This is a genomic window from Pseudomonas sp. CC11G (assembly GCF_056174845.1).
Genome location: NZ_JBWBZC010000014.1, coordinates 157,806 through 181,756, shown reverse-complemented (window position 1 = coordinate 181,756; position 23,951 = coordinate 157,806). Strand labels below are relative to the sequence as shown.

At 60.0% G+C, this 23,951-nt stretch carries 23 protein-coding genes and 4 pseudogenes; 15 read left to right on the top strand and 12 right to left on the bottom strand.

From position 1 onward, the window contains the following. Positions 1 to 357 precede the first annotated feature (357 nt). The 6 genes from AC0V2S_RS17910 to AC0V2S_RS17885 all read left to right on the top strand — a co-directional run bounded on the left by AC0V2S_RS17910 (position 358) and on the right by AC0V2S_RS17885 (position 2,986). The gene (locus AC0V2S_RS17910; RefSeq protein WP_475510904.1) at positions 358 to 624 is read left to right on the top strand and encodes a hypothetical protein; all 267 of its coding nucleotides are present in this window, start codon (positions 358 to 360) and stop codon (positions 622 to 624) included. Further along, positions 621 to 755, top strand: a complete 135-nt coding sequence (locus tag AC0V2S_RS17905) for a hypothetical protein (RefSeq protein ID WP_475510903.1) — start codon at positions 621 to 623, stop codon at positions 753 to 755. Before AC0V2S_RS17910 ends, AC0V2S_RS17905 begins: the two co-directional genes overlap by 4 nt. A 41-nt stretch (positions 756 to 796) precedes the next feature. Continuing rightward, positions 797 to 961, top strand: a complete 165-nt coding sequence (locus tag AC0V2S_RS17900) for a hypothetical protein (RefSeq protein ID WP_475510902.1) — start codon at positions 797 to 799, stop codon at positions 959 to 961. Next, on the top strand, positions 955 to 1,386 hold the full coding sequence (locus tag AC0V2S_RS17895; RefSeq protein ID WP_475510901.1) for an ATP-binding protein: 432 nt from the start codon (positions 955 to 957) through the stop codon (positions 1,384 to 1,386). Before AC0V2S_RS17900 ends, AC0V2S_RS17895 begins: the two co-directional genes overlap by 7 nt. A 55-nt stretch (positions 1,387 to 1,441) precedes the next feature. After that, positions 1,442 to 2,557, top strand: coding sequence for a response regulator (locus tag AC0V2S_RS17890; protein ID WP_475510900.1), 1,116 nt, complete (start codon positions 1,442 to 1,444; stop codon positions 2,555 to 2,557). 87 nt (positions 2,558 to 2,644) lie between these two features. Then, a complete protein-coding gene (locus AC0V2S_RS17885) occupies positions 2,645 to 2,986 on the top strand; it encodes a hypothetical protein (protein WP_475510899.1) in 342 nt (113 codons plus the stop codon). A gap of 6 nt (positions 2,987 to 2,992) precedes the next feature. Here AC0V2S_RS17885 and AC0V2S_RS17880 read toward each other — a convergent pair whose 3' ends face one another. The 5 genes and pseudogenes from AC0V2S_RS17880 to AC0V2S_RS17860 all read right to left on the bottom strand — a co-directional run bounded on the left by AC0V2S_RS17880 (position 2,993) and on the right by AC0V2S_RS17860 (position 10,302). Then, entirely contained in the window at positions 2,993 to 3,763 is a 771-nt protein-coding gene (locus AC0V2S_RS17880; protein ID WP_475510898.1) for an alpha/beta hydrolase family protein, read from the bottom strand. Further along, the gene (locus AC0V2S_RS17875; RefSeq protein ID WP_475510897.1) at positions 3,750 to 4,853 is read right to left on the bottom strand and encodes a DUF3182 family protein; all 1,104 of its coding nucleotides are present in this window, start codon (positions 4,851 to 4,853) and stop codon (positions 3,750 to 3,752) included. The genes AC0V2S_RS17880 and AC0V2S_RS17875 overlap by 14 nt, the downstream gene beginning before the upstream one ends. A gap of 109 nt (positions 4,854 to 4,962) precedes the next feature. Beyond that, positions 4,963 to 8,064: an efflux RND transporter permease subunit gene (locus AC0V2S_RS17870; RefSeq protein ID WP_475510896.1), complete on the bottom strand. Its 3,102-nt coding sequence runs from the start codon at positions 8,062 to 8,064 to the stop codon at positions 4,963 to 4,965. Next, complete coding sequence (locus AC0V2S_RS17865; protein ID WP_475510895.1) at positions 8,061 to 9,152, bottom strand: efflux RND transporter periplasmic adaptor subunit; 1,092 nt, start codon at positions 9,150 to 9,152, stop codon at positions 8,061 to 8,063. The genes AC0V2S_RS17870 and AC0V2S_RS17865 overlap by 4 nt, the downstream gene beginning before the upstream one ends. Next, positions 9,149 to 10,302, bottom strand: a pseudogene (locus AC0V2S_RS17860) (efflux RND transporter periplasmic adaptor subunit). The gene AC0V2S_RS17865 and the pseudogene AC0V2S_RS17860 overlap by 4 nt, the downstream one beginning before the upstream one ends. 218 nt (positions 10,303 to 10,520) lie before the next feature. Between AC0V2S_RS17860 and AC0V2S_RS17855 the strand changes: the two are divergent. Beyond that, on the top strand, positions 10,521 to 10,706 hold the full coding sequence (locus tag AC0V2S_RS17855; protein WP_475510894.1) for a hypothetical protein: 186 nt from the start codon (positions 10,521 to 10,523) through the stop codon (positions 10,704 to 10,706). A 44-nt stretch (positions 10,707 to 10,750) separates the two neighbouring features. Here AC0V2S_RS17855 and AC0V2S_RS17850 read toward each other — a convergent pair whose 3' ends face one another. The 5 genes from AC0V2S_RS17850 to AC0V2S_RS17830 all read right to left on the bottom strand — a co-directional run bounded on the left by AC0V2S_RS17850 (position 10,751) and on the right by AC0V2S_RS17830 (position 13,703). Next, the gene (locus AC0V2S_RS17850; protein ID WP_475510893.1) at positions 10,751 to 12,304 is read right to left on the bottom strand and encodes an FAD-dependent oxidoreductase; all 1,554 of its coding nucleotides are present in this window, start codon (positions 12,302 to 12,304) and stop codon (positions 10,751 to 10,753) included. A 24-nt stretch (positions 12,305 to 12,328) separates the two neighbouring features. Then, entirely contained in the window at positions 12,329 to 12,511 is a 183-nt protein-coding gene (locus AC0V2S_RS17845) for a DUF6021 family protein (RefSeq protein ID WP_475510892.1), read from the bottom strand. Positions 12,512 to 12,528: 17 nt separating this feature from the next. After that, a complete protein-coding gene (locus AC0V2S_RS17840) occupies positions 12,529 to 13,032 on the bottom strand; it encodes a DUF4142 domain-containing protein (protein ID WP_475510891.1) in 504 nt (167 codons plus the stop codon). A gap of 125 nt (positions 13,033 to 13,157) precedes the next feature. After that, positions 13,158 to 13,373, bottom strand: coding sequence for a hypothetical protein (locus AC0V2S_RS17835; protein ID WP_475510890.1), 216 nt, complete (start codon positions 13,371 to 13,373; stop codon positions 13,158 to 13,160). A 126-nt stretch (positions 13,374 to 13,499) separates the two neighbouring features. Next, complete coding sequence (locus tag AC0V2S_RS17830; RefSeq protein ID WP_475510889.1) at positions 13,500 to 13,703, bottom strand: hypothetical protein; 204 nt, start codon at positions 13,701 to 13,703, stop codon at positions 13,500 to 13,502. A gap of 267 nt (positions 13,704 to 13,970) precedes the next feature. Here AC0V2S_RS17830 and AC0V2S_RS17825 point away from each other — a divergent pair, with 267 nt between their 5' ends. Further along, complete coding sequence (locus AC0V2S_RS17825; RefSeq protein WP_475510888.1) at positions 13,971 to 14,546, top strand: hypothetical protein; 576 nt, start codon at positions 13,971 to 13,973, stop codon at positions 14,544 to 14,546. 316 nt (positions 14,547 to 14,862) lie between these two features. After that, positions 14,863 to 15,960 (top strand): annotated as a pseudogene (locus AC0V2S_RS17820) (methyl-accepting chemotaxis protein); the annotation flags it as partial. 69 nt (positions 15,961 to 16,029) lie between these two features. Here AC0V2S_RS17820 and AC0V2S_RS17815 read toward each other — a convergent pair. Next, positions 16,030 to 16,626 carry an NADPH-dependent FMN reductase gene (locus AC0V2S_RS17815; protein WP_475510887.1) on the bottom strand — a complete coding sequence of 199 codons (597 nt, stop codon included), beginning with the start codon at positions 16,624 to 16,626 and terminating at the stop codon, positions 16,030 to 16,032. Between the two features lie 192 nt (positions 16,627 to 16,818). Next, a pseudogene (locus AC0V2S_RS17810) lies at positions 16,819 to 18,959 on the bottom strand (methyl-accepting chemotaxis protein). Positions 18,960 to 19,335: 376 nt separating this feature from the next. On the opposite strand from AC0V2S_RS17810, the pseudogene AC0V2S_RS17805 reads away from it, so the two are divergent. The 6 genes and pseudogenes from AC0V2S_RS17805 to AC0V2S_RS17780 all read left to right on the top strand — a co-directional run. Next, a pseudogene (locus tag AC0V2S_RS17805) lies at positions 19,336 to 20,154 on the top strand (cache domain-containing protein); the annotation flags it as partial. Between the two features lie 36 nt (positions 20,155 to 20,190). Continuing rightward, positions 20,191 to 21,012, top strand: coding sequence for a methyl-accepting chemotaxis protein (locus AC0V2S_RS17800; RefSeq protein WP_475510926.1), 822 nt, complete (start codon positions 20,191 to 20,193; stop codon positions 21,010 to 21,012). A 126-nt stretch (positions 21,013 to 21,138) separates the two neighbouring features. Next, positions 21,139 to 21,381, top strand: a complete 243-nt coding sequence (locus AC0V2S_RS17795; protein WP_475510886.1) for a hypothetical protein — start codon at positions 21,139 to 21,141, stop codon at positions 21,379 to 21,381. A gap of 58 nt (positions 21,382 to 21,439) precedes the next feature. Then, positions 21,440 to 22,336: a non-homologous end joining protein Ku gene (ku, locus tag AC0V2S_RS17790; protein WP_475510885.1), complete on the top strand. Its 897-nt coding sequence runs from the start codon at positions 21,440 to 21,442 to the stop codon at positions 22,334 to 22,336. Positions 22,337 to 22,452: 116 nt separating this feature from the next. Then, a complete protein-coding gene (ligD, locus tag AC0V2S_RS17785; protein ID WP_475510884.1) occupies positions 22,453 to 23,730 on the top strand; it encodes a non-homologous end-joining DNA ligase in 1,278 nt (425 codons plus the stop codon). Then, positions 23,643 to 23,843, top strand: a complete 201-nt coding sequence (locus AC0V2S_RS17780) for an ATP dependent DNA ligase (RefSeq protein WP_475510883.1) — start codon at positions 23,643 to 23,645, stop codon at positions 23,841 to 23,843. Before ligD ends, AC0V2S_RS17780 begins: the two co-directional genes overlap by 88 nt. The last annotated feature ends 108 nt before the right edge of the window (positions 23,844 to 23,951 follow it).

Sequence of the window (23,951 nt, the reverse complement as noted above, 5' to 3'; positions counted from 1 at the left end):
TGCACCGGTTGATTGGAATGACCCGGGTGGCAAATGGCGCTTGGTGACGATCAGTGCATTGGCGCCGGTCTATAACCTAGGCGAAGGATTTCTGATCGCCACGATGACAACGTGGGCCAGCGGGCTGCTGCTTTGGTTCGGGCTGAGGCGTACGACGGATATGCGTAAGCGGCGTGCTGATTCCGAGGAAATCGTTCGTCAACCAACGCCTGCAGCTCATTCTGGATAACGCGCCGGTTGCAGTGTGTATTCTGGCTGACGACTTGCAGCCTGATTCCGAAGGTATCGTGCGATTGTTAATCCGCTTTCACCAACACCTTCGATGTACGCGTAAACGCACCTATGCCGCGGTTGTATGTGCGCCCCGATGAGCGAGAGACACTTCGTGAGCGCTTACGCAAAGAGGGCGTCGTCGCGCAGCACGAAAGCCAGGTGTTCAACAGTCACAACCAGATTCGCGATGTTCTGGTGAACTTTCTGCGTATTGATTTTCTTGGCGAGACGGGGACGCTCGCGTGGTTGATCGATATAACCGAACGCAAAGTCGCCGAACGGGAAATGCAAAAGGCGATGAATGCCGCCGAATCTGCCAGCAAAATCAAAGGTGAGTTTCTCGCCATATGAGCCATGAAATTCGCACGCCCATGAATGCCATCATGGGGATGTCTTTACTTGCTTTGCAGGGAGATCTGACCGCTGGCCAGCGCATTACATCGAGAAGGTTCATCAGGCGGCCAATTCACTGCTGGATGTAATCAATGACATCCTCGATTTCAGCAAGCTTGAATCGGCCAAGATGGAAATCGAGCAGGCGGAGTTTTTTCTAGAAGACGTTTTTGACGACCTCGCGAACGCCATCGGTCTTCGCGCCAGTCAAAAAAACCTGGAGCTGATTTTTGATATCCACCCGGGCATTCCCACGCGCCTGTCGGGTGATCGTCTGCGACGGCACAGGTGCTGATAAACCTTGGTAACAACGCGGTTAAGTTCACCGAGCAAGGCCAAGTTTTGGTGGGAGTGGAGGCAGTTGGCTTGAACGACTCTCGCCTCACGCTGCATTTCTGGGTTACCGACACTGGTATTGGCTTGACCGAGACGCACAAGGCCAAGCTGTTCAACAGCTTTACCCAAGCCGACTCCTCGACCACTCGCCGCTTCGGTGGTAGCGGCCTTGGCTTGGTTATTTCCAAACAACTTGTGGAGTTGATGGGCGGCCGGGTATGGGTAGAGTCGCACTACGGTGTGGGCTCGACCTTTCACTTCGAGGCTAATGTCGACTGTCCGGCGCATTCTGATCTGCCATTGATCAGCGACACTTCGCAGACTTACGCCGGCGCCATCTGCTGCTGGTTGACGACAATGCCAGCGCTAGGGACGCTCTCCTGACGATGCTGGCACGCTCGGGTTGCAAATGGTTGGGGCGGCCAACGGCATTGACGCCATGATAGCCATTGATGAGTCCGAGCTGACCGGCAATCCCTATGACTTGATTTTGATGGACTGGCAGATGCCAATCATGGACGGGCTGCAGTGCATTGAGCTCATTCGGCAGCGAGCGCATCACTTTCGGGCTCGAATGCTTATGCTGACGGCCGCTGGTAGCGAGGAAGCCGTGAGAACGTCCGCATCGCTTCAGTCGGTTGCGATTGATGGGGTGTTAGCCAAACCGGTAACGGCAACCCGGCTGATGGGGGCGATCGCGACGATTTTTGGAAGCCCAGGCGCCTTGGTCAGCCCGATTGCACGGGGGGCCGAGGTGCCTCGTGACGTCAGCGAGCGCCTGGCGGGAAATCGGGTGTTGTTGGTTGAAGACAATGTAATGAATCAGGAACTGGCCGTGGCGTTGTTGGCGCAAGCCGGCGTGTCGGTGGTGGTGGCCGGCAACGGGCAATTGGCGTTGGACATCCTCGCGGACGACCAGGCTTTTGGCTGCGTGCTGATGGATTGTCAGATGCCGGTGATGGATGGCTACACCGCCACGCGGGAGATCCGCGCCAACAGCGCAACCCAGGCGCTGCCGGTAATCGCCATGACCGCCAGCGCCATGAAAGGCGATATGGAAAAAGCGCTGGCCGCGGGCATGGATGACTACATCACCAAACCACTGAACGTTGCCGGCATGTTTGCAATCATCAGCAAATGGATAAAGCCGGTAGCGCAGCCCATCAGCACTTCCTCCCCACAGACCTTCGATAAGCCGCACGAGGATGTTCCGTTACTACCGGGAATCGATGTCGAAGCAGGCATGGCGGTGTGCATGAATAACCTCGAGCTGTACAGCAAGATGCTGGGCATGTTTCGCGTCGAGGCCCAGTCTTTCGAGGCAAATTTCACCGTCCAGGTCGAGGCAAGGGATAGCGTGGCAATGATCCGCCTGGCGCATACCCTCAAGGGAACCGCTGCCAACATCGGTGCCACTCGTGTGCAGGTGGCAGCTGAAGCCCTGCAACTGGCGTGTGAACGTGACGCAGGCGAGGGCAGCTACGCGGCAGCGTTGGAAACCTTGGTCGATGAGCTCGCGTTGGTGGTCAGCAGTTTACAAAGCATCGAGCCGTAGATTCCTACGAGCTCGTAAGGGAGGTCGGATATTTCGTGTCTAGGGGCATGACGACACTGGTGCAACTTTCCCAGTTGAGACACGCCCATGCTTTCCAAAGACCTGCGCATTCTGATCGCCGACGCCGATCAACCCCTTCGCCTTGCTGTTGAAAAACTGGTAAACCATGCGGGTTGCTACGGCGTAGCCGTGGTGCCGACGGTGGATGAGGTGGTGGCCTTGCTCGACTTTCCTGGTCGACCCTTTGACTTCGTGTTGATCAACTCTCAACTGCTGGATCAGGTCGGTTTTTCCACCTTGGATCTGCTGAACAACCATCGCAACGTGGTGCTGTATCGCAACGGCCTGTATTCCGGCCGCCTCGCTGATCCATTGGCAGCCATACGGGAGGGGCTTTCCTTGCCTAGCCCGGCGGAGACAGTGCATTGATACCCTTCAGGAATAGATCGCCGAGTGGTGCGGGTAATCTGCGGTTCGCGCGCCAATGATCATTTCACTTACCCAACTGGTCAGAATCGAGGTGTACGCCTTCTGGTCGCTATCCTGGCTTAGTGCGTGGTCGGCGCCGTCGACCATGCGATGGGTGAGGGAGTGAGCTTTTTCGAAGGCGGCGCGGTAACTCATCAGCGTGGTATGGGGCACATAGTCGTCGTGCTCGGACTCCACCAGCAACACATCCCCTTTGAATCGTGAGCAACAGGCCAGCGCCCTGTTCTGCTCCGGCAGGCACAAGGTGCGGCGGTAGCGGGCCAGGCGTTCACGATCCAGAAGCTGTTTAGGCAGCTTCCATTCCTCATCCCAGTACAGCGCCGGCACCCGTAGGGCGAGCCAGCGGACTGGGCGCATATCGGTAAGAAAGGCGGAAAGATAACCGCCGTAACTGCTACCGATCACCGCGATTTTGTCCGGATCAATCGCCGGATGGCGCGCCAGTTGGTCGTAGGCCGCCACGATGTCAGCCAGGTTTTGTTCCCGCGTCACCGTTTGCTTGCTGGCCGAGGTGCGCTCGTGGCCGCGTAGGTCGAAGGTCAGGCACACACAGCCGAACCCGGCGATGCCCTTGGCCCGCGCCAGGTCGCGCTGCTGACTACCGCCCCAGCCGTGCACAAACAAGATGCCGGGCACCTTCTGTTCCGGGGTCATCAAGGTTCCAGCAATCACTTCGTCATCAACGTGAATATCCACAGTGTTGCTATGGGCTGGCATAGGGTTCGACCTTTACGAATTTGCTGAGGGTGCCGTGGGGCGGTACGGCACCGCGATAAAGACGCCGGGCGTCTGGCGGCGTGTCGTCGCCGTAGGTTTCGTAGGTACTGGCACGTAAGCGCTGCAGCGTCGGGTCGCGGTGAAACGCTTCAACGGCGAAAATCTCCGCCGCACTCGCGCCACCAATGCGCCAGGATTGTTCCAGCACGCCGGAGCGCTCCTTGCCCAAGGCGTCGATCCCCTGGGCCACGTCGTAATTGCGGCGTGACGCCACCAAGCCCAGGCAGTCGAACGCCGCTTGTTCATAAATCACCGCCTGTTCAACGGCCAGGCGCATGGCAGGCGACAGGGGCAGGGCGGTTAAGTGCGCATAGCCGCCGCGCACCAGGGTCAAATCCGAACCGCCGTACACTTCGGCGCCGCTGTCATCGTGAGTTAAACGCTGAGTGCCGCAGTAGCTGGCATCAATGCCGGCGACGTGTACCTGTCCGACACTAAAAGTCACCACTTCCTTCAAGTGTTCTTCCAGTACTAGCCCCCAATTCGCCACTTCTGCGGCGTCTTGGCTACGCAGGCAAGCGACCAATTGCGCGGCATCTTCGATCAATTCCTGTCCGCGACCAGCTTTGCCACGCACGGGTTTCACCCGCAGCGGACCGTGGGCCAACAGCTCGACGCCGGCACGCTCGGCGTCCGCCAAATCAAACACTGTGTAACCGCGCAGCACTGCAGCGGCGGCTTGCTCGTGAAAGTGCGTAGTCCAGCCTTCTGCCACGACAGTGGGATGGTCAATAAGCGGATGGCTGATGGCCTTGGTGGCCATATAAGGGAACCGCACGGCGCCGCCAAAAAAGCCGTCGCTCTCTTGAATATTCAGCTGCTGCATCAGTTCTGTGCCGATTACGGTCTCGTTCGGAATCCAGTAATGCCCACCATCTGGCGCGGCGTCGGCGCTGAACGGCACATTCAATAACGCCGCGATCTTCTCCCCGAGTAAACGCTGTACCACCTGTTCATGTTCCGGCGGCGGCGTCCCCAGGTGGAGCAGGGCCACGGCGCTTCTTGCAGGTTGCGTATGGCCTCTGTCCATTGCCGATTTCCTTATGTGGTGCAGCGGCGGATAGGCAAGCGTTGCTTCAATGAGAAGGATAACGCCGGCCATCAGTTCCGCCTTTTGGATCAATGGCGTGGTCAGTTTCCTAGTGCTCGGCCATTTTCCTAGGCTCGTGCTCAGACGGTTCCTTAATGCGGTAGCACGCTACGTACAGGGCTGGCAAAAACAGCAGGGTCAGCAGCGTCGCACTGATAATCCCGCCGATCATTGCGAAGGCCATCGGCCCCCAGAACACTTCGCGAGCGATGGGGATCATGCCCAGGCTGGCCGCCGCGGCGGTTAGCAGAATCGGACGGGTACGGTGATGCGTGGCTTCGATCACCGCATCCCAAGGTTCGGAACCTCCCTCACGGAATTCATCGATCTGAGTCACCAGAATCACCGAGTTGCGGATGATGATGCCGATCAGCGCCAGCACACCCAGAATGGCGACAAACCCCAGTGGCGTTCCGGTTGGCAACAAGGCAGCGACCACGCCAATCAGCCCGAGCGGCGCCACGCTGGCCACCAGAAACAGCTTCTTCACACTTTGCAGCTGAATCATCAGAAAGGTCGCCATCAAGAACAGCATCAGCGGAATGACCTTACCGATCGGCCCTTGGGCCTTGCCGCTTTCTTCGACGGTGCCGCCCGGCTTGATGCTGTAGGACTTCGGCAATTTGGCGGCGAACTCATCAATCTTCGGCTGCAACTCAGCCATCAGGTCCGTGGGCTGTTTCTCGCCGTGCACGCTAGCTTTCAGGGTGATGGTGGGCTTGCGATCACGGCGCCATACCAGTGGCTGCTCCAGCTCGTAGCTCACGGTGGCGAACGCTCGTAGCGGAATCGAGGTGCCGCGTGGCGTGGTGATCTGCAAATTCTCCAGAGTTTCCGGCGCCCGTCGTTCGCCTTCCTGGGAACGGCCAACCACGTTGATCAGATAGATGCTGTCGCGCACCTGGGTAACGTTGGCGCCGGTTACCACGCCATTCATCATCTGCGCGACGTCCTGCGACGACAGCCCCAGTTGCCGCGCCTTGTCCTGGGCCACGTCGATCTTCAGCACCCGACCGGGTTCATTCCAGTCGTAAATCATGTCGCCGATATTGGCGTTGCCATCCAGCAAACCGGCTACCTGCATGGCGTACTCGCGCACTTTGTCGATATCCGGGCCGCTGATGCGGTATTGAATGGGCCGACCCACCGGCGGGCCCATTTCCAGCGGCTGCACCAGGCTACTGATGCCGACGAAATCTTCCCGTAGCCGGCTCTTTAACCGGGCGGCGAGCCGCTGCCGGGCTTCCAGGTCTTTGCTGACGATCACCAACTGGGCATAGAAGGGGTTCTGCAGTTGCTGGTCCAGCGGCAGATAAAAACGCGCCGCGCCTTCGCCGATGTAGGTGCTCCAACGGTCGATGTCTTTATCGTCTTTGATCGTGGCTTCCAGCCGGTCCACCACCTGACGGGTTTCTTCCAGGCTGCTGTTCTGCGGCAAGTTCAGGTCCACCAACAATTCCGGGCGGTCGGAGGAGGGGAAGAACTGCTGCTGCACGAACTGCATCAGCACAATCGAGACCACGAACAGCGCCACGGTCAGGCCGATGCTCAGCCAGCGATGGCGCATCGCCCATTTCAAACCGCGGTCCATGCCGCGCGTAAGACGGCCGGGCTCCTTGTCCTTTTTATGGCTCAACGATTCCGGCAATACATGCACGGCAATCACCGGCGCAAACAGCACGGCCACCAGCCACGACACCAACAACGCCACGGCAATCACCGCAAACAGGGTAAAGGTGTACTCACCGGCAGAACTGGCGTTCAGGCCAATCGGTACAAAGCCTGCCACCGTCACCAGCGTGCCGGTCAGCATCGGAAAGGCGGTGGATGTGTAGGCAAAGGTCGCCGCCTGCGCCCGGGTATCACCGGCTTCAAGACGGGTCACCATCATCTCCACGGTGATCATCGCGTCGTCCACCAGCAGGCCGAGGGCGATGATCAACGCACCCAGCGAGATGCGCTGCATGGTGATGCCGCTGTATTCCATAAACACGAATACCATGGCCAGCACCAAGGGAATGGAGCAGGCCACCACCAGCCCGGCGCGCACGCCCAGGCTGATAAAGCTGACGATCAGTACGATCACCACTGCTTCAAACAGCGCGCTGGTGAAACCGCCTACCGCCTTGTTCACCACTTCCGCCTGGTTGGACACCTGATGCACGCCCACGCCCACCGGTAGCTCGGCGGTGATTTCCTCCATCCGCTGGTGCAATTGCTTACCGAAGGTTTGGATATTGCCGCCATCGCGCATGGCCACTGCCAGGCCAATGGCCGGCTGACCATTGAAGCGGAACAGCGATTCGGGCGGGTCCTGGTAGCGGTGTTCGATGGTGGCAAGATCGGCCAGGCGATAGAACTGGCCATTCACTCGCAAGTTGACGGCCTGCAAATCTGCTTCTGATCGGAATTCGCCGGAGGTGCGCACGGAAATCCGCTCTGGCCCGGCTTCGATCACCCCGGAAGGCGTGACGCTGTTCTGCGCCTGCAGGCTTTGCATGACTTGCGCCTGGTCCAGCCCCAACGCCGCCAATTTGCGGGTGGAGAAGTTCAGGTACAGCACTTCGTTCTGCTCGCCGATCAGCTGCACCTTGCCCAGGTTGCCCACGCTGCGGATATCCAGGCGCACCTGTTCCACGTAGTCGCGCAGCTGCCGGTAACTCAGACCGTCGCCGGTGAAGGCGTAGATGCTGCCGAACACGTCCCCGAATTCGTCGTTAAACGAAGGGCCCTGCAGCCCTTGGGGAAACTCGCCCTGGATATCGGTGATTTTCTTACGCACCTGGTACCAGATATCCGGGATGTCTTTGCCGTCGGTGGTGTCCTTGAGGTAGACAAATACGGTGGATTCGCCCGGTCGCGTGTAGCTCTTTACGTAATCTAGCGAGTCGAGCTCTTCCAGCTTCTTTTCGATGCGGTCGGTCACTTGCTGCAGGGTGTCATTCACCGTCGCGCCGGGCCAGCGGGTTTGAATCACCATGGTTTTGATGGTGAAGGAGGGGTCTTCCTCACGGCCTAACTCAAAGTAGGAAAAGATCCCCATCACTAGAGATACGGCCATCAAGTACCAGACCAACGACTGATGGCGCAGGGCCCAGTCCGACAGGTTGAAGCCGGTTTTCTCCGGGGTATTGTTCACCTCCTGGCTCATTGCGCTGCTCCTGCATCCAACTTCACGGTCTGTCCCGGTTTCAAACTGTTCACGCCGGCGCGCACTACCCAGTCGCCATCGGCGAGCCCCTCACCAATCACCACCTGATCGCCCTGGCGCTCCAGCACCTGCACCTGGCGTTGGGTGACGGCCAGGCTGTTGCGGTCGATCACCCACACCAGCCCGTGATCGGCGTTGGCGTCGGTCGGCTCGATCAACACGCTGGCGGGCAGGGTGCTGTGCGCCGGCGCCTGGCTGCTCAGCTCGACATTAATGGTGGTGCCCAAGCGCAATTCCTCCGGGCTTTGTTCCAGGGTCAGCCGTACTCGGCGTGAGCGGGTGGCGGCATCGGCCTGCGGTGCCATCTCGCGAATTTGCCCGTCGGCCTGAACTTCACCCTGCAACTGCGAGGTCACTTTGAACCGGGCATTGGCCGGCAGCGCCGCTACCTGCTCATCCGGCAAGTCGAACACCGCTTCGCGCACGTCCGGGCGGGCCAGCGTCAGCACTTCCTGGCCCGCCGCCACCACCTGGCCGATCTCGGCCCGCCAGGCGGTGACCACGCCGTCGATGTCGCTTTCCAGTCGCGTATAGCCCACCTGATCTTTGGCGTGCTGCACATCGGCGGCCGTCTGGTCGAGGCTGGCGCGGGTGGTTTTCAGGCGGGTTTGCGCGTTGTCGAGGTTGGCTTTGGCGCCGACGCCACGGTTAAACAATTCGCTCTGCCGGCTCGCATCGGCCTGGGCCTCCAGCCATTGCGCATTGGCGCTCGCCATCTGGCCTTCGCTGGCGCGCAGCTGGTTTTCCTGGTCGCTTGGGTCGAGCGTGGCGAGCAGGGTGCCTTTGGCTACTTTGTCGCCAACGTTCACGGTACGCGAGGCAATCCGCCCATTGGTGCGAAAGCCTACGGTGGTTTCGTAGCGGGCTTCGATGGTGCCGGCAAACCGGCCGACCATGGCCTGCTGCTGAACGCTCACCACGCTATACAACACCGGGCGAGGTGCCGGCTTTTCAGGTTCTTTTTCCGAGCAGCCACTGACGACTGCAGCAATGAGCAAGGCGAGAGGGAGGCGGTGCAAGCGGTTCATGGCTTGGCCTCCTGTGCGGGCGGCGCGGCGATTTTGGCTTTCTCGGGCTCCGCAGCTTTTTCCGGTGTGGCGATATCCACCTGTTGACCGGGATGCAGCAACTGGCCGCCAGCAACCACCACCTGTTGACCCGCTTGCAACCCTTTGCCGACCAACACCGTGCCGCTGCCATAGGTCACATCGCTGATCGGTTGCAGGCTGACTTTATGCTGATCGTCCACCAACCACACCGCAGGCTGCTGTTGGCTTTTAAATAGCGCCGACCACGGCAGCACCACGCGATTACTGGTTTTCGGGTGCACGGTGGCGGTTACCACAGCGCCCAAGTTCATTTCTTCCGGCGCGTTTGCAGTTCGACTTTGACCTTTACCGTGCCGCTCTGGGCATCGATGGTGGGGGTAATTTCGCGCACCTTGCCTTGAGCGGTAATGGCGGGGCGATCCAGTAGAGCCACGGTTACTGGCTGCTCCGCCAGTGCCTGGTCGAACAGTGATTCGTACACATCGAACACCGCGTCGCGCTCTCCGGCTCGGGCCAGGGTAAAGATCGGCACCGTGGCTTGCACCACCTGCCCGGTTTCGGCCTGGCGTTCGGTAATCACCCCGTCGGCCGAGGCCTTGAGTTCTGTGTAGGTGAGCATGTCGCGGGCATTGGCCAGCTGCGCCTGCGCAGCCGCTTGCGAGCTTTGGCTAGAACGCAGCTGGGCTTGCGCCTGATCGAATTCGCTTTTGCTGGTGTACCCCTTAGGCAGGAGCAGTTGTTGCCGTTTGAAACTCACCTCGGCCAGGCGCAATTGCGCTTCCTGGGCTTGCAGGGCGGCGCGGGCATTGTCGACGTTGCTTTGCTGTTCCTGCGGATCAAGGCGGGCCAGCACCTGATCGGCCTTCACCTTGTCGCCGACCTCCACCAGCCGCTCAATAATTTTGCCGCCCACGCGAAACGATTGCTGGGCTTGCACCCGTGCCTGAATGTCGCCGGTGAGTTGGGCCTCGTCGCTGAAGTCGCCCGGCTTTACCGCTTGCACCAATACCCGCACATGGGGCGGCGGCGGGTTTTTTTCACCACAGCCGCTCAGGGCCAAACCGGCGGCGATAGCAAGCAAAATGGCGAAGGTGGATGGTGTGCGCTCAGGCCATGCCTGTTCCCGCATCTGGCTCTCCTTATTCCCTTAATGGCAACGGCTGGCGCCGTGCGATGCATGGGGTTGAGAGGAAGCGTCGGGGTTGAAAGTTCAAGTTTCTGCTGTGGGGGCAGGGAGTTGCAGAACTGCCCGGGCGAGGCAATTGCGGTTACAAATGCGCCTGAACCGATCTGCCGAGGCTCAGTCAGCAGCTAAACACACCAATAAAAACCGCAGAGGATAGGGCCATGACCCATTGGGTAATCAGCTACAGCATTGACCAAGGAACCTCGACCCTCGACGTCGAGCAGGCCGACCAACCCACCCATGAGCAGGCCGTGGATTACGTACTGGCCTGGGCCAAACAGAACCTGGAAAAGGCGAGTTCGGCGACCCGCAGGAGCCCGCTAACGAGCCGCCCATGCAGTTGCTAAAACACTATGGCATCACCATCACGGGCATCATCGCCAAAGAGTAATCACCCCGCGCTATGCGTGCGGATCAACTCCAGCGCCTGGTCAACCGTCAGCGGTTGGCGCAGGCGCTCAGCGAGAAGGGCGGCAATGGATTCCTGCTGGCACGCCACCACGCCCTCGACCAACCCACTGCTGCACAGCAACGCGACAAAGTGCAGATTCACCAGGTCGCCTTCAATCAGCGTTTCATCCCAGTCGCTGGCATGCCCCAGATAGTCGAAGCGCTTGCCGAAATGCTGGGTCCAGAAGAACGGCACGCCTTCATAGGCCACCTCGGTGCCGAGCATATTTTGCGCCGCTACCCGTGCATGTTGCTGCGCTACGCGCCAGTGCTCGATACGCAGATGTTCATCGGACAGGGGAAACCGTGCGATATCGCCGGCTGCCCATAAGCCCGGAGCGGCGCGCATATGTTGGTCCACGGCCAGGGCGCCGTCTTCACACAGGCGTAGCCCGTGCAGCAAATCGGTCGCCGGGCTTACGCCGACGCCCAGCAGCACCAGGTCGGCGGCAATCCGCTCACCACACGCCAGACGAACCGCCTGCACTTGCTGGTCGTCCACCGCGTGGCCGCTTTCGAAACTGACCGCCTCTTCGCCGACGCGAAATACCACGCCGTTGCTTTCATGCAGCAGGCGAATCGCGCGGCCAATCTCCAGACCGAATTGCCTCGCGAACGGCACTTCATGGCGGGCGATCACCGTCACACTCAGGCCCCGCTTGCGTAACGAGCTGGCGGCTTCAAGACCAATGAAACTGTCGCCAATAATCACCGCCCGGTCGCCCGGCATCGTGGCTTGCAAGATATTCGCGGCATGCGCGCGTGAGCGCAGAACGTGCACGTTGTGCAACTGCGCACCGGGCACATCGAGGGTTTTCGGTTCGGCGCCAGTGGCCAGCAGCGCCGAGTCGTAGCGGTACTGGCGGCCATCGCTCAGCTCGATTTCGCGCCGCTTGGCGTCCACCCGTTTGACCTGGCCGTGAACCCGTTCAATGCGCTGCGCGTGGTAATACGCGTCGTCCTTTAGCTCGGGGATTTGCGCGGGCGGCATCTCGCCGGCGATGACGAATTTGCTCAGTACGGTACGGTCGTAGCCGGGCGCCTCTTCCCGGTCGATCAATAGCACGCGGCCGGCAAACCCATGCTCACGCAATGCCGAAGCCGCTGCCGTGCCTGCCGCGCCGGCACCGACGATGGCGAACAGGCGACTGTCTGTTTCGCTACCACCTGCCGAGTGGGGGGCTTGTGGTTGATCGTCCACATACACCTGGCCATCGCGAAGGGTAACCGGGTAACGCTGCAAATCCTCCAGTGCTGGCGGTTCGCATACGTGGCCGTCGTCGAGGCGAAAAGTTGCCTTGTGCCACGGACACACCAAGCGGCCGTTGCACAACGCCCCTTCGGCTAGCGGGGCGCCAGCGTGGGGGCATTCGCCTTGATAGGCGTGTACCGCATCGCCCACTCGCAGCAACACAAGGGTTCGTTCGCCAACGGTTGCCTGAGTCATTTGCCCTTCATGCAAATCTGCCAGGCAGGCCACGTAGTGCAGGGCCATTGCAGGTTCTCCCCTAACAGCGGTTTACGGTTTTTCGTAAGGTGGGTATTCGTCGCTCGGTGCACGCCGTTCGGGCCGTGGGTCCGGGGCATCGTCGGGAATGCGTGGCGCGTGTGGCGGGTCGATCTGCGGGTCAGACAAGTCGGGGGAATCGGGGTCGAAGCCGAACTCGGGGTCGATTTTCTTACTGCTTTTTTCAGTCGTCATGACGTTCTCCGGCGGGCTTATTCGCTGTGCTTAGCCTTCAGTTGCTTGGCCATTTCCAGATGGTGTTCCAGGGTAGGCAGCGTTTTTTTCGCAAAGGCTTTCAGCTCGGGGTTGTCCGAAGACTCCGCTTCTTTTTTGAACAGCTCGACGGTCTTTTCATGGGCCACAACCTGATTGTTGGCGTAAGCCTTGTCGAACGACTCATCACGCTCTTCCAGAATCAACTTCTTGGCCTTGGCGACGAGCGTGGCTTCGTCGGGCACCTCGAGGTTGAGTTTTTTCGCCAGGGCCGCGAGTTCGGCGTTGGCTTTGCTGTGGTCGGCCTGCATGTGGGTGGCGAAATCGCGCACGTCCGTGCTGGTACTTTTTTCCAGGGCCAGTTTGGCGCTTTCCACTTCGTTGATACCGCCTTGGGCGGCGTCATCGACAAAGGCATTGGAGTCGGCAGCAACGGCGCTGGCCAAGGCACTGAAACTCAGCACACACGCCAAGCCGAATTGTTTGAGCGGGGAGGTAGTCATGGGCAGTCTCCACTGTGGGGCGAACGGAATGTCGCTATGCAGTGGAGAGGAGCGGGGTGCGAAAGGTTTAGATAATTTGCCGAGTGGTAGGGCGGGCGCATCGGCCTGGTTTTTACCCCGTGCCCTCAGGCCCGTTTAAGGCCTTCGCTGGCGATTTCCTGGCGCGCGGCCTGCAGCAGCGTCGCGTCGACATTCAAACGATGAATCACGTTCAGCAACTGTTGCTTGAGCAGTTGATCATTGCTGGCTTCGGCGGCGCGCATCACGGCGATGGCGGCGGTTTCATTGTTGGCGGCGACCTGGTCGAGGGTCTTGCACAGGTGACGAGTGGTGCGACTCACAAGGGGTAACTCCTGAATTCGAGGCTGCACTGTAAAACGGGGATATTGCCGTTTCATGGCTGCGTTACTGACCTTCGGTTACAGGATTTGGTTGCAACAAAAGTGCGTCACTGCCGCGCCTGGCGGTTACTGCACCACGTCGTCCAGGCCGGCATAGCTCGACAACAACACTTCGCCCAGCAGCGGATGCGGTGCTTCCACGCGTTCTTTGAGTTTGTCGGCAAAGCTCATGGCCGAGCCCTGATCGGAGAACGCGATGGCCATGGAGCCGGTCTTGACCAGCCAGGTTTCGCGGCTGCCGCTCATCTCTTTTTGCACTGCAATTTCCATCGTCGTCTCCTGTAACGGGGCCTTGAGTGGGCCAAAAAAAATGCCAACGCGAGGTCGGCAAGTCATCGAGCACGCACACACATTGCGTGGTTGTAGGGTGGACGCGTTTTGTGACGACTTGATGATGGACGATCGCCGCCACCACATTGCCCTGCCGAACAAGCGAGCTACGCTGTAGCGGACCTCGAGGTATCTGCGCCGCTGGCGTCTGGAGTGAGGGCTGTAACCATCCAGTACATCCATGTCCGCTACAGGGAAAGTTATGCAATGAAACGAGTGAACGCCTTTACCAAAGCTGCTGCCATCGCGTCGTTATTCGCCGCCATTTCCGTTGTTCATGCTGAAGAAGTGCCGATTTCCGGCGAAGTGATCGCCGATGAACTGACCGCCACCGTGGTGTCGGTGGATGCCGCCAAGCACCAGGTGGTGCTCAAGGATGCCGATGGCAAGGAAGCTCAAATTCAGCTGACCGAACAGGCGAAAAACCTCGACAAACTCAAGGCTGGTGACACGGTGCATGCCGTGGTAACCCGTTCTGTGGTCGCAGTGCTTGATACCGATGTCGACAAAGCCACCTCGCTCAAAGAGAAAGCCGGCGTGGCCCGTCCAACCGAAGCCAACCCGAACCCGGGCGGCGCGGCATTTCGGCAGGTCAGCGTGCGGCTAAAAATCACTGCTATCGACCTGAAAAAACACGAAGTCACCTTGATCGGCCCGGCTGGCAACAGCAAGACGGTTGCCGTGGAAAAGCCTGATCTGCAAGAACGGATGAAAAACCTCAAAGTTGGCCAGACCGTGGCCATCACCTACACCGATACCCTCGATATCACCACTCAGCACTGAGTGACCGTGGGGTGTGCTCTGCGCAGGCATGGCACGCCCTCCACCTTCCCTAAACGCCAGCATGTGGAATTCCCCTACAGCTATAGGCGGGATTTCGCATTAAGCCGCTGCCTGTGTCCGTCATTTAATTCCGTCCTGTAACACGCACCAGCGATCCGTTGCTTACGGCTTTCGCCCCTGCGTTGTGGTTCTGCACCTCTACTGGACGCCTCTTATGATTATTCGAAGACTTAATCTCGCCGCGCGCTCGGCGCTGTGTTTTGGCCTGTTTTGTGTGGTGACGGCCGGGCTGGGTGGGGCGACGTTGCACATCGCTGCCAGCGGCCAGGCGCAGGGTGCCTACCAACACCTGTTCATCTGGGTTGTCGGCGCCAATGTTTTTGCGCTGCTGCTCTGCATTGCCATCGCCTGGGTATACACCCGCAGCGTCTTGCTGCCAGTGCGGCAGGCTCTGCAGATTGCCGAACGGATAGCCGCTAATGACCTGAGCCAAGCCGTCGTGGTCGAGGGCCAGGATGAGCTGGCGCGATTGCTCACCGCCCTGGCTGTGATGCAAGCCAACCTCTGTGAGGCGCTGGGCAAAATCAGTGACTCGTCCACGCAATTGGCCGCCACCTCGGAACAGATGCACCTTATTACCGAAGAAACCTCCAGAGGCATCGAAACCCAGGCTAACGAAGTGGAGATGGCTGCCACAGCGGTCACCGAAATGAGCGCCGCAATTGAGGAAGTGGCTCGCAATGCGGCCAGTGCGTTGAATGTGGCCGGCCACTCCAGTGACGCGGCCACCCATGGCTGTGAGCGGGTGGATGAGACCCTGGAGGCCATCGGTGAAATGGTGGGCCGGGTTCAGGAAACCTCCACCAGCGTGGAACAGTTGGCGACCGTAGCCACCGATGTCAGCACGCTACTCGCCGTGATTCGCTCGGTGGCTGAACAAACCAATCTGCTCGCGCTAAACGCGGCCATTGAGGCGGCCCGCGCTGGCGATGCCGGTCGTGGTTTTGCTGTGGTGGCCGACGAAGTCCGAGCCCTGGCCCGTCGCACCCAGGATGCCACGCAAGATATCGAACAGATGATGTCGGGTATTCAGGGGCGTACAGGCGCCGCCTTGCAGGCGATGGCGCAAACCCGCGAGCAGGCGCTGCATACCCAGCATCTTTCGCGGGTGGCGGGTCAGGCGCTGGGGCAGATCAGTGAGGCCATCGGGCAAATCAACGAGCGCAGCCTGCAGATTGCCACTGCCGCCGAACAGCAAGCGCAGGTGGCGCATGAGGTGGATCGGGGGTTAACCAATATTCGGGATCTGGCCATCCATTCCACAGTGGGCGCGCAGCAAACCACCATTGCCAGTGGCGAGCTGTCGTACCTGGCGGTCGACCTGAGCCATCTGGTCAAACGCTTCAAGTTCTAAGCCTTCCAGAAACAAAAAATCCGCCGTAGCCCGAGGGGGTACGGCGGATTTTTTGTTTACGCGTAGCGGTTACATACCGTTGGCGAAACCCGGGTTGGTCATGTCGATCAACTCACGCACCGGCTGCAGCGCCTGGGCGTACTTGGCCAGGATATCCAGGGTGTAGTCGATACGGGCGCGTAGGCGCTGGTCGTCTTCGCTGGCCGCTTCCGGGCCATTGAGCACGCCGTTGCAGTGACGCACCAGAATATGTTCCGGCAGGTAGTTCACGCGGCAGTTCTTGTAGCTGGAAGCGCGCATTTCGCTAATAACATACGGGCCGCCAACGGCTGCCGAAACGCCCACCAGCAGGCCTGGCTTATGCGCCAGTTCGGCCTTGCTGGTGAAGATAAAGAAGTTCTTGATGGCCGGGCACGCCATGCCGTTCCACTCCGGCACGATCACGATGACCGCATCGGCGGCTTTCAATTGTTCGGCGTATTGCGCCCAGGGGCCGGTGTCTTCGGCGGGCCAAAGGGGCAGGGGGCCGGCGCCCAGGTCGATCACGCTGCTGGTGGCGGCGCTGGTCAGGTTCAGGTCGATCAAACGTTGCTGAAGAAAATGGGCAACCTTGGCCGACTGGCTGTTGTTACGGCTGGAGCCGGCGACGATGGCGTAGTTGAGCATCTGCAAATCCTTGGCGGTGAAAAGAGGCGGAATAGACAGCGCGCAGGCTAGCGAGTGGCGGCGTGCGGGGCAAGCGCCGGACCGCCAGACAGTAGGATGGGTAGAGCGCAGCGAAACCCATCGTTACGCGGATAGATGGGTTTCGCTGCGCTCGCCTAGGCGGCCCCACCCATCCACGAGTGCGGCTTCAGGTCAAACCTTGAACTGATCCATCAACGCCTGCTGATGGTTAGCCAACCGATTCAGCGACTGACTCACCTGCGCCGACTCATCCGCCTGCGCTGAAATCGATTCCGTCACGTCACGAATCGAGGCCACGTTGCGGTTGATCTCTTCGGCCACCGAACTCTGTTCTTCCGCCGCACTGGCAATCTGCAGGTTCATATCGGTAATCACCCCTACGGCATTGCTGATCCGTTGCAACGCACTCACCGCCAACTCCACCTGCTGCACGCTGGCCTGCGCCTGGCGATGGCTGCTGCCCATGCTGCTGACCACTTCACGGGTGCCGTTCTGCAGGCCTTCAATTACCTGGCGGATTTCCTCCACCGAGTCTTGCGTGCGCTTGGCCAGGTTGCGCACTTCATCGGCTACCACGGCAAAGCCGCGGCCGGCTTCACCGGCACGTGCCGCTTCAATGGCGGCGTTCAGGGCCAGCAAGTTGGTTTGCTCGGCAATCGAGCGGATCACTTCCAGCACCGAACCAATCTGCTGGCTGGAACTGGCCAGGCCTTCCACTTCTTCCATGGCCACGTTCATTTCATTGGCCAGCAGTTCGATGGCGCTGGTGGTCTGGCCGATCACGCTCAAACCCTCCTGAGTGGCATCGTCGGCACTGCGCGCGGCGTCGGCAGCCGAGGCGGCGTTATGGGCGACGTCCTGGGCGGTGGCGCTCATTTCCTGGAAGGCGGTCGCCACCTGGTCGACTTCGCGGTACTGCTGCTGCATGCCGGAGCTGGTTTCGCGGGCAATGGCCGAAGACTGGTCGGCGGTGCCGCGAGCGTCCTGCACCGAGTTTTTTACGTCGGCAATAATCGGCTGCAGCTTGTCGAGGAAGCGGTTGAACCAGCCAGCCAGTTCGCCCAATTCGTCGCGCTTGGAATATTCCAGGCGGCGAGTCAGGTCGCCCTCGCCAGTGGCGATGTTCTGCAACATGGCGGCCACGCCGAGAATCGGCCGGGTTACGCCGCGCGCGGTGAGCCACATCAGCAGCAGGCCAAGCACCACGGCCGCCAAGCCGCCGATAAGGGAAAATACGCTGTCACTGGTACGGCGGCTGTCGAGTTCGGCTTCGAGTTTTTTCGCCGGTACGGTCAGGACTTTTTCCGGCACGTCGATCAGTACGCTCCACGGCTTGGATTCGGGAATCGGCAGCAGCGGTTCCAGCACTTGCAGCATGTCGCCTTCGTGCAGCACCTGCGGTTGGGCGCTGGCGGTCAGGCGCGCCAGGTCGTTGCCATGCTCACCAAACCCGGCACTCAGCGGCTTGCCCAGCACGGACGGATCGCGGCTATGGCCGGCGAACAGGCCCAGCGGGCTGATGATGCTGACGTGGCCCTGGCCGTCGTACAGCTCTTTATTGGCCTTGTTGCTGATCTCTTGCAGGCTCGACAGGCTGATGTCCACGCCGACCACACCGACCACCTTGCCATCCACTTCCACCGGGAAGGCAATGCTGGTCATCAGGGTTTCACTTTGTCGACTTCATCGATATACGGGTCGAGCACGCAGGTTTTCTTGCCGTTGAGCGGGCAGGTGAGCCAGGAGTTGTACGGGGTGCCGTTGCTCATCACGGTGGTGTCGTTGAGCAACTCTTCCTTCATGGCCTCGGGTTCCAGCTCGCCGCTGCTTGACTGCGACCAGTACAGGGCAAATCGGCCAATGTCGTTACTGCCCAGGGCGTCCTGGCCAACAAACTGTGCGTCCTGGCCGTCGAGGCCGTCGGGTAGAAACACCACATACAAGCCGAGCAGGTTCGGGTTGCCTTGTAACGCGCTGTGCATTTGTTCTGAAAGGTCAGTGCGCACGGCGGTAGGGTCAAGGCTGTGCGCCTTGGCCTGGCCCAGCAGCATTTTCACCTGACGGGTAAAGCCGTTGCCGTACTGGTAGGCATCCATGAAGTAGCGCTGAATGCGCAGCGACTGGGTTTCCCCACGGGCCGCCATACGTTTTTGCGCCGCTTCTTCGAGCATCGCGGTGCTGGAGGCCTTGACGACATCGGCAGTGCTTTGGGACTGGTACAGCGAGGTCCCGACCAGCAACGTAACGATGATCAACAGGCATAGGCCGGCAAGCAGCGTGATTTTCCACTGAATTGAAAGGCGACTGAGCATGGGTACTTCCTATGAAGACGTCGGAACGCAGGACTCATATCGGCACACATCGGCGCTTTCTTGATGCGCGATGGTTGTGCGTGGTGCACCGATACCTGCTTGCACATAAGGTTTTGCGGGCCTGGTCGTGGCCCACCGAATTGGCAGGCAAGAATTATGCACACGGGCGGTTGAAATATTGAACGGATATTTATTGGGCTTGCTGAGGATTTTTATTGGCAGCGAAAACGCCATTTCCCTCGGGGTAATTTAAAAAATCAGCTGAGTACGTCGCTATGGTCTGAACTGAGTTAACGATGTCGCCTACAGCCACAACAATAAGCGCCGATACAACAGGACTGCCGTTGCCTGACGGTGCGCTGTTTAAGGAGTGATCATGCGTTTAAAAACCAAAGTCATGCTGCTGGCCCTGGTGCCGGTGTTGCTGTTTGCCCTGGTGCTCAGCGGCGCAGCCACGCAAGTGTTGCTCAGCCTGGCCGACGGCGAGGTGAAGGAAACCCGTGAACGCTTGATTGACGAGCGGCAAAAGGAACTGCAGAACTACATGCAGATTGCCCTCGGCTCCGTGCAAAGCCTGTATGACGGCGCCGCCCAAGGCGATATGACCAGCCGCGCACAGGCCATCGTCATTCTCTCGAAAATCAAATACGGCAAAGATGGCTACTTCTTCGGCCATGACGCCAATATCGTTCGCCTGTTTCGTGGCGACAGCCCGGTAGACGTCGGCAAAGTGCTCGCCGACCGCAAAGACCCCAACGGCGTGTACGTAAACCGCGAGCTATACAACGTCGGCAAGAGCGGCACCGGCTACCTGCGTTACGCCTCGCCGCTGCCCACCAACGACAAGGTGTTGGTGCCTAAGCTCGCCTACAACGTCTACCTGCCCAAATGGGACATGTCGCTGGGCACCGCCATCAACCTCGACGGTATTGAAGAAGACGTGGCCAAGGTGCAGGAAGAGATCGCCTCGCGCATCAGCACCATCGTCACCAGCATCGTGGTGATTGCCTTGGTGCTACTGGTGATTTTCGGCATTGCCGGTCTGGCGCTGGGTAACGCGTTTCTGCGGCCGTTGCAGCAGATCAAACAGAACCTCGATGACATTGCCGCCGGTGAGGGCGACCTGACCCGCCGCCTGCCGGTCAACAGCAAGGATGAACTCGGCGAGCTGGCCGGCTCGTTCAACGCCTTCGTGGCCAAGATTCACGGTCTGGTGCGGCAAATTGTGGAAATGACCGGCCAACTCACCAGCCTGGTGAGCGAAGTGTCGGCGCAAACCCAGCGCGCCGATCAGGCGATGGCCAGCCAACGCCATGAAACTGATCAGGTGGCCACGGCCATCAATGAAATGTCGGCGGCGGCCCATCAAGTGGCGCAAAGCGCCCAGGGCGCGGCGTCGGCGGCGCAGAAAACCGATCAGGAAGGCCAGGCGGCGAAAAAGGTGGTGGACGGCAGCATTACCCGTATTCATGCGTTGGTCGGCGATATCCGCACCAGCGGCACCTCGCTCGATAGCCTGCAGCAAGACGTGCAGTCGATTGTCAGCGTGCTCGGCGTGATTCGCTCCATTGCCGAACAGACCAACCTTCTTGCCCTGAACGCCGCCATTGAAGCCGCGCGGGCCGGTGAAGCCGGGCGCGGGTTTGCGGTGGTGGCGGATGAAGTACGGGCCTTGGCCAGCCGCACCCAGCAAAGCACCCAGGAAATTCAGGGCATGATCGACCGCCTGCAAAAAGGCACCGAAGACGCCGTGACCGCCATGCGCCGCTCCAGCGAAGCCGGCGATGTCACCAGCCAGCAAGCCAACCAGGCCGGCGCCTCGCTGGATGCGATTGCCGAGCTGATCGCCACCATCAACGCCATGAACGCGCAAATCGCCAGTGCCGCCGAAGAGCAAACCGCCGTGGCCGAAGAGATCAACCGCAGCGTGCACCAGATTGCCGGCGCGGTAGACCGCGTGGCGGATGAAACCCAGCAGAGCGCGCAGTCGGCCAGGAGCCTGGCAGATCTAGGCAATCGCCTGGGTACGTTGGTGCGGCAGTTCCGGATTTAACCCTTTCCCGTGCAGTAAAAATGGCGCCCAAACCCTGACGGTTGGGCGCCGTTAAAACAAAACTGCAACTCTTTTTTCCCCTGGCCGGTCCCATTTTTGTGAGGCAAACACAAGGGGGCCTTTGCCATGTTCCGCGACTTTGAAACCTGCATCGCCTGGACCGACGCGATGAAAGAAGGGCATAGCTATGTGGGCCTGATCGAGTACCAGCCCAAGCGCATCGGCGCCGAGGTGCGGGTTCTGTGGGTGATCGTGCCGGGCTGCGTCTGTGAAAGCGAAGCTGAAACCGCCGCCGACAACATGCTGCGCGAGATCCGCGACATCAATCAGCTGGACCGCGTGACCTACAGCGATGGGGTGATGTTGTAGGGCGAATATCCGTGCAACGGATATCCGCCGTTGCCCATTCCATGCAAGGAGACTCGCCATGCCAAGAGCCATCTGGAAAGGCGCCATCAGTTTCGGCCTGGTGCATATCCCGGTCGCGCTGACGTCAGCAACCGCCAGTCAAGGCGTGGACTTCGACTGGCTGGATAAACGCAGCATGGACCCCGTGGGTTACAAGCGCATCAACAAGGTCACCGGCAAGGAGATCGAGAAGGAAAATATCGTCAAGGGTGTGGAGTATGAGAAGGGCCGCTACGTGGTGCTCAGCGAAGAAGAAATTCGCGAAGCGCACCCGGCCTCAACCCAGACCATCGATATTTTTTCGTTCGTCGACAGCGCACAAATTCCCCTGCAAAACATCGACACGCCGTATTACCTGAGCCCGGATAAACGGGGCGAGAAGGTATATGCCTTGCTGCGCGAAACCCTGGCCAGCACCCAGAAAGTGGCGCTTGCGCTGGTGGTGTTGCACACCCGTCAGCACCTGGCGGCCGTGATGCCCATCGACGACGCCATGGTGCTGGTGATGCTCCGTTGGCCCAGTGAAGTGCGCGGCCTGGACAGCCTTGAGCTACCGGCTGGGGTCAGTAACGCCAAGCTAGCCAAAGGCGAGTTGGACATGGCCAAGCGACTGGTCAAAGACATGAGCGGTGACTGGTCACCGGACGATTACCAGGACAGTTTTACCGACAAGATCATGCAGCTGGTTGAGCAGAAGGCTCAGCAAGGCAAGATTGCCGCGGTGGAGAAAGTACCGGGCGAAGAAGGGCGGCGCAGCGCCGATGTCATCGACCTGACCGAGCTGCTTAAACGCAGCCTCGGCGGCAAGCCGGCTACCGCCGCGAAAAAAACCAAAGCGGCGCCAGCCAAGGCCGCGCCGAGCAGGACCGCCAAACCGGCAGCCAAAAAAACCACCAAAACCAGCAATGCGAGTTAAGGCGCCGAGGGCTTGGCCATGAGTGAATACAACCGCAAACGCAACTTCAGCATCACCTCGGAACCGCCCGAAGACACGGCGCGCAAGTCGCGCAAAGTCCGGGCGCTTTGCGGTTTGTGATTCAGAAACACGACGCCAGCCACCTGCACTACGACTTTCGCCTGGAGCTCGATGGCACGCTGAAAAGCTGGGCAATCCCTAAAGGCCCGAGCCTGGATCCTGCCGACAAACGCCTGGCTGTACACGTGGAAGACCACCCGCTGGGTTATGCCACGTTCGAGGGCAGCATTCCCAAAGGCCAATATGGCGCCGGCGATGTGATCGTCTGGGACCAGGGCGTGTGGCAACCCCACGGCAACCCGCAAGAGACGTACAAGAGCGGCAAACTCAAATTCACCCTGGTCGGCGAAAAACTTAGCGGCGACTGGACTCTGGTGCGCACCCGCCTCAAAGGCAGCGGCGACAAGGAGCAGTGGCTGCTGATCAAGGAACGCGACGACGTAGCGCGCCCGGCCAGCGAGTACAGCGTAGTGGATGAGTTGCCGCAAAGCGTACTGAGCGGCAATCAGGTGGGCACCGCGAAAAAAGCCAAAGCCAAACCCAAGACCAGCACCCGCAAAGTGAGCAAGGCGGACACCGAGGCGGCCAACCATCCCCACGGGGAAATCCCCGACGCGTTCAAACCGCAATTGGCCACGCTGGTAACACAACCGCCGGCCGGTGACTGGATCTACGAAATCAAATTCGACGGCTACCGCATGTTGGCCCGCGTGCAAGGTGGCGAAGTACGGCTGTTCAGCCGCAACGGCAACGACTGGACGGCGCGCCTGCCCAAACAGGCAGAGGCCATCAAGGCGTTGAAGCTGGGCGACTCCTGGCTGGATGGCGAAGTGGTGGTGCTGAACGACGAAGGCCTGCCAGATTTTCAGGCGCTGCAGAATGCCTTCGACGAGGACAACAGCCAGCCGATCTTGTACTACCTGTTCGACGCGCCGTTTCTTAACGGCCAGGACCTGCGCCAGGAGCCCTTGGAAGCCCGTCGCGACGCACTGCAAAAGGCGCTGAAGCAAAAACGCAGCGCCCTGCGGTTCTCCAAAGATTTTGTCGCCGACCATCAGGACATCGTGCAGAGCGCCTGTTCCATGCGCCTGGAAGGCGTGATCGGCAAACGCGCCGGCAGCCCGTATGTGTCGCGGCGCAGTGATGACTGGATCAAGCTCAAATGCCGCCTGCGCCAGGAGTTTGTGTCATCGGCTATACCGAACCCAAAGGCAGCCGCAGCGGATTTGGTGCGTTGCTGTTGGGCGTGTTTGAAGACAGCAAGCTACGCTATGCCGGACGCGTGGGAACTGGGTTTGATGAGCAGCGGTTGCAGCACTTGCTCAAGCAGATGACCCCGCTCAAACGTGACGACTCACCATTGGCCAAACCGCTGAGTGCGGCGCTGGCCCGTGGGGTGCAGTGGCTGAAACCGAGCCTGGTGGCGGAAGTGGAGTTCGCCGAATGACCCGCGAGGGCGTAGTACGCCAAGCCTCGTTTATTGCCGAACGCACCGACAAACCGGCCAAGCAGATCAATCGCGAGCAAGCCGTATCGCCCCTGCCGCCAAACCCAC

Coding starts and splice junctions, on each gene's coding strand:
- AC0V2S_RS17830 (WP_475510889.1), bottom strand. CDS start 13,703: ATGGAAATTGCAGTGCAAAAAGAGATGAGCGGCAGCCGCGAAACCTGG.
- AC0V2S_RS17875 (WP_475510897.1), bottom strand. CDS start 4,853: ATGGACAGAGGCCATACGCAACCTGCAAGAAGCGCCGTGGCCCTGCTC.
- AC0V2S_RS17825 (WP_475510888.1), top strand. CDS start 13,971: ATGAAACGAGTGAACGCCTTTACCAAAGCTGCTGCCATCGCGTCGTTA.
- AC0V2S_RS17795 (WP_475510886.1), top strand. CDS start 21,139: ATGTTCCGCGACTTTGAAACCTGCATCGCCTGGACCGACGCGATGAAA.
- AC0V2S_RS17885 (WP_475510899.1), top strand. CDS start 2,645: ATGCTTTCCAAAGACCTGCGCATTCTGATCGCCGACGCCGATCAACCC.
- AC0V2S_RS17865 (WP_475510895.1), bottom strand. CDS start 9,152: ATGAACCGCTTGCACCGCCTCCCTCTCGCCTTGCTCATTGCTGCAGTC.
- AC0V2S_RS17850 (WP_475510893.1), bottom strand. CDS start 12,304: ATGGCCCTGCACTACGTGGCCTGCCTGGCAGATTTGCATGAAGGGCAA.
- AC0V2S_RS17900 (WP_475510902.1), top strand. CDS start 797: ATGGAAATCGAGCAGGCGGAGTTTTTTCTAGAAGACGTTTTTGACGAC.
- AC0V2S_RS17855 (WP_475510894.1), top strand. CDS start 10,521: ATGACCCATTGGGTAATCAGCTACAGCATTGACCAAGGAACCTCGACC.
- AC0V2S_RS17815 (WP_475510887.1), bottom strand. CDS start 16,626: ATGCTCAACTACGCCATCGTCGCCGGCTCCAGCCGTAACAACAGCCAG.
- AC0V2S_RS17870 (WP_475510896.1), bottom strand. CDS start 8,064: ATGAGCCAGGAGGTGAACAATACCCCGGAGAAAACCGGCTTCAACCTG.
- AC0V2S_RS17800 (WP_475510926.1), top strand. CDS start 20,191: ATGACCGGCCAACTCACCAGCCTGGTGAGCGAAGTGTCGGCGCAAACC.
- AC0V2S_RS17840 (WP_475510891.1), bottom strand. CDS start 13,032: ATGACTACCTCCCCGCTCAAACAATTCGGCTTGGCGTGTGTGCTGAGT.
- AC0V2S_RS17890 (WP_475510900.1), top strand. CDS start 1,442: ATGATAGCCATTGATGAGTCCGAGCTGACCGGCAATCCCTATGACTTG.
- AC0V2S_RS17845 (WP_475510892.1), bottom strand. CDS start 12,511: ATGACGACTGAAAAAAGCAGTAAGAAAATCGACCCCGAGTTCGGCTTC.
- AC0V2S_RS17905 (WP_475510903.1), top strand. CDS start 621: ATGAGCCATGAAATTCGCACGCCCATGAATGCCATCATGGGGATGTCT.
- AC0V2S_RS17880 (WP_475510898.1), bottom strand. CDS start 3,763: ATGCCAGCCCATAGCAACACTGTGGATATTCACGTTGATGACGAAGTG.
- ku (WP_475510885.1), top strand. CDS start 21,440: ATGCCAAGAGCCATCTGGAAAGGCGCCATCAGTTTCGGCCTGGTGCAT.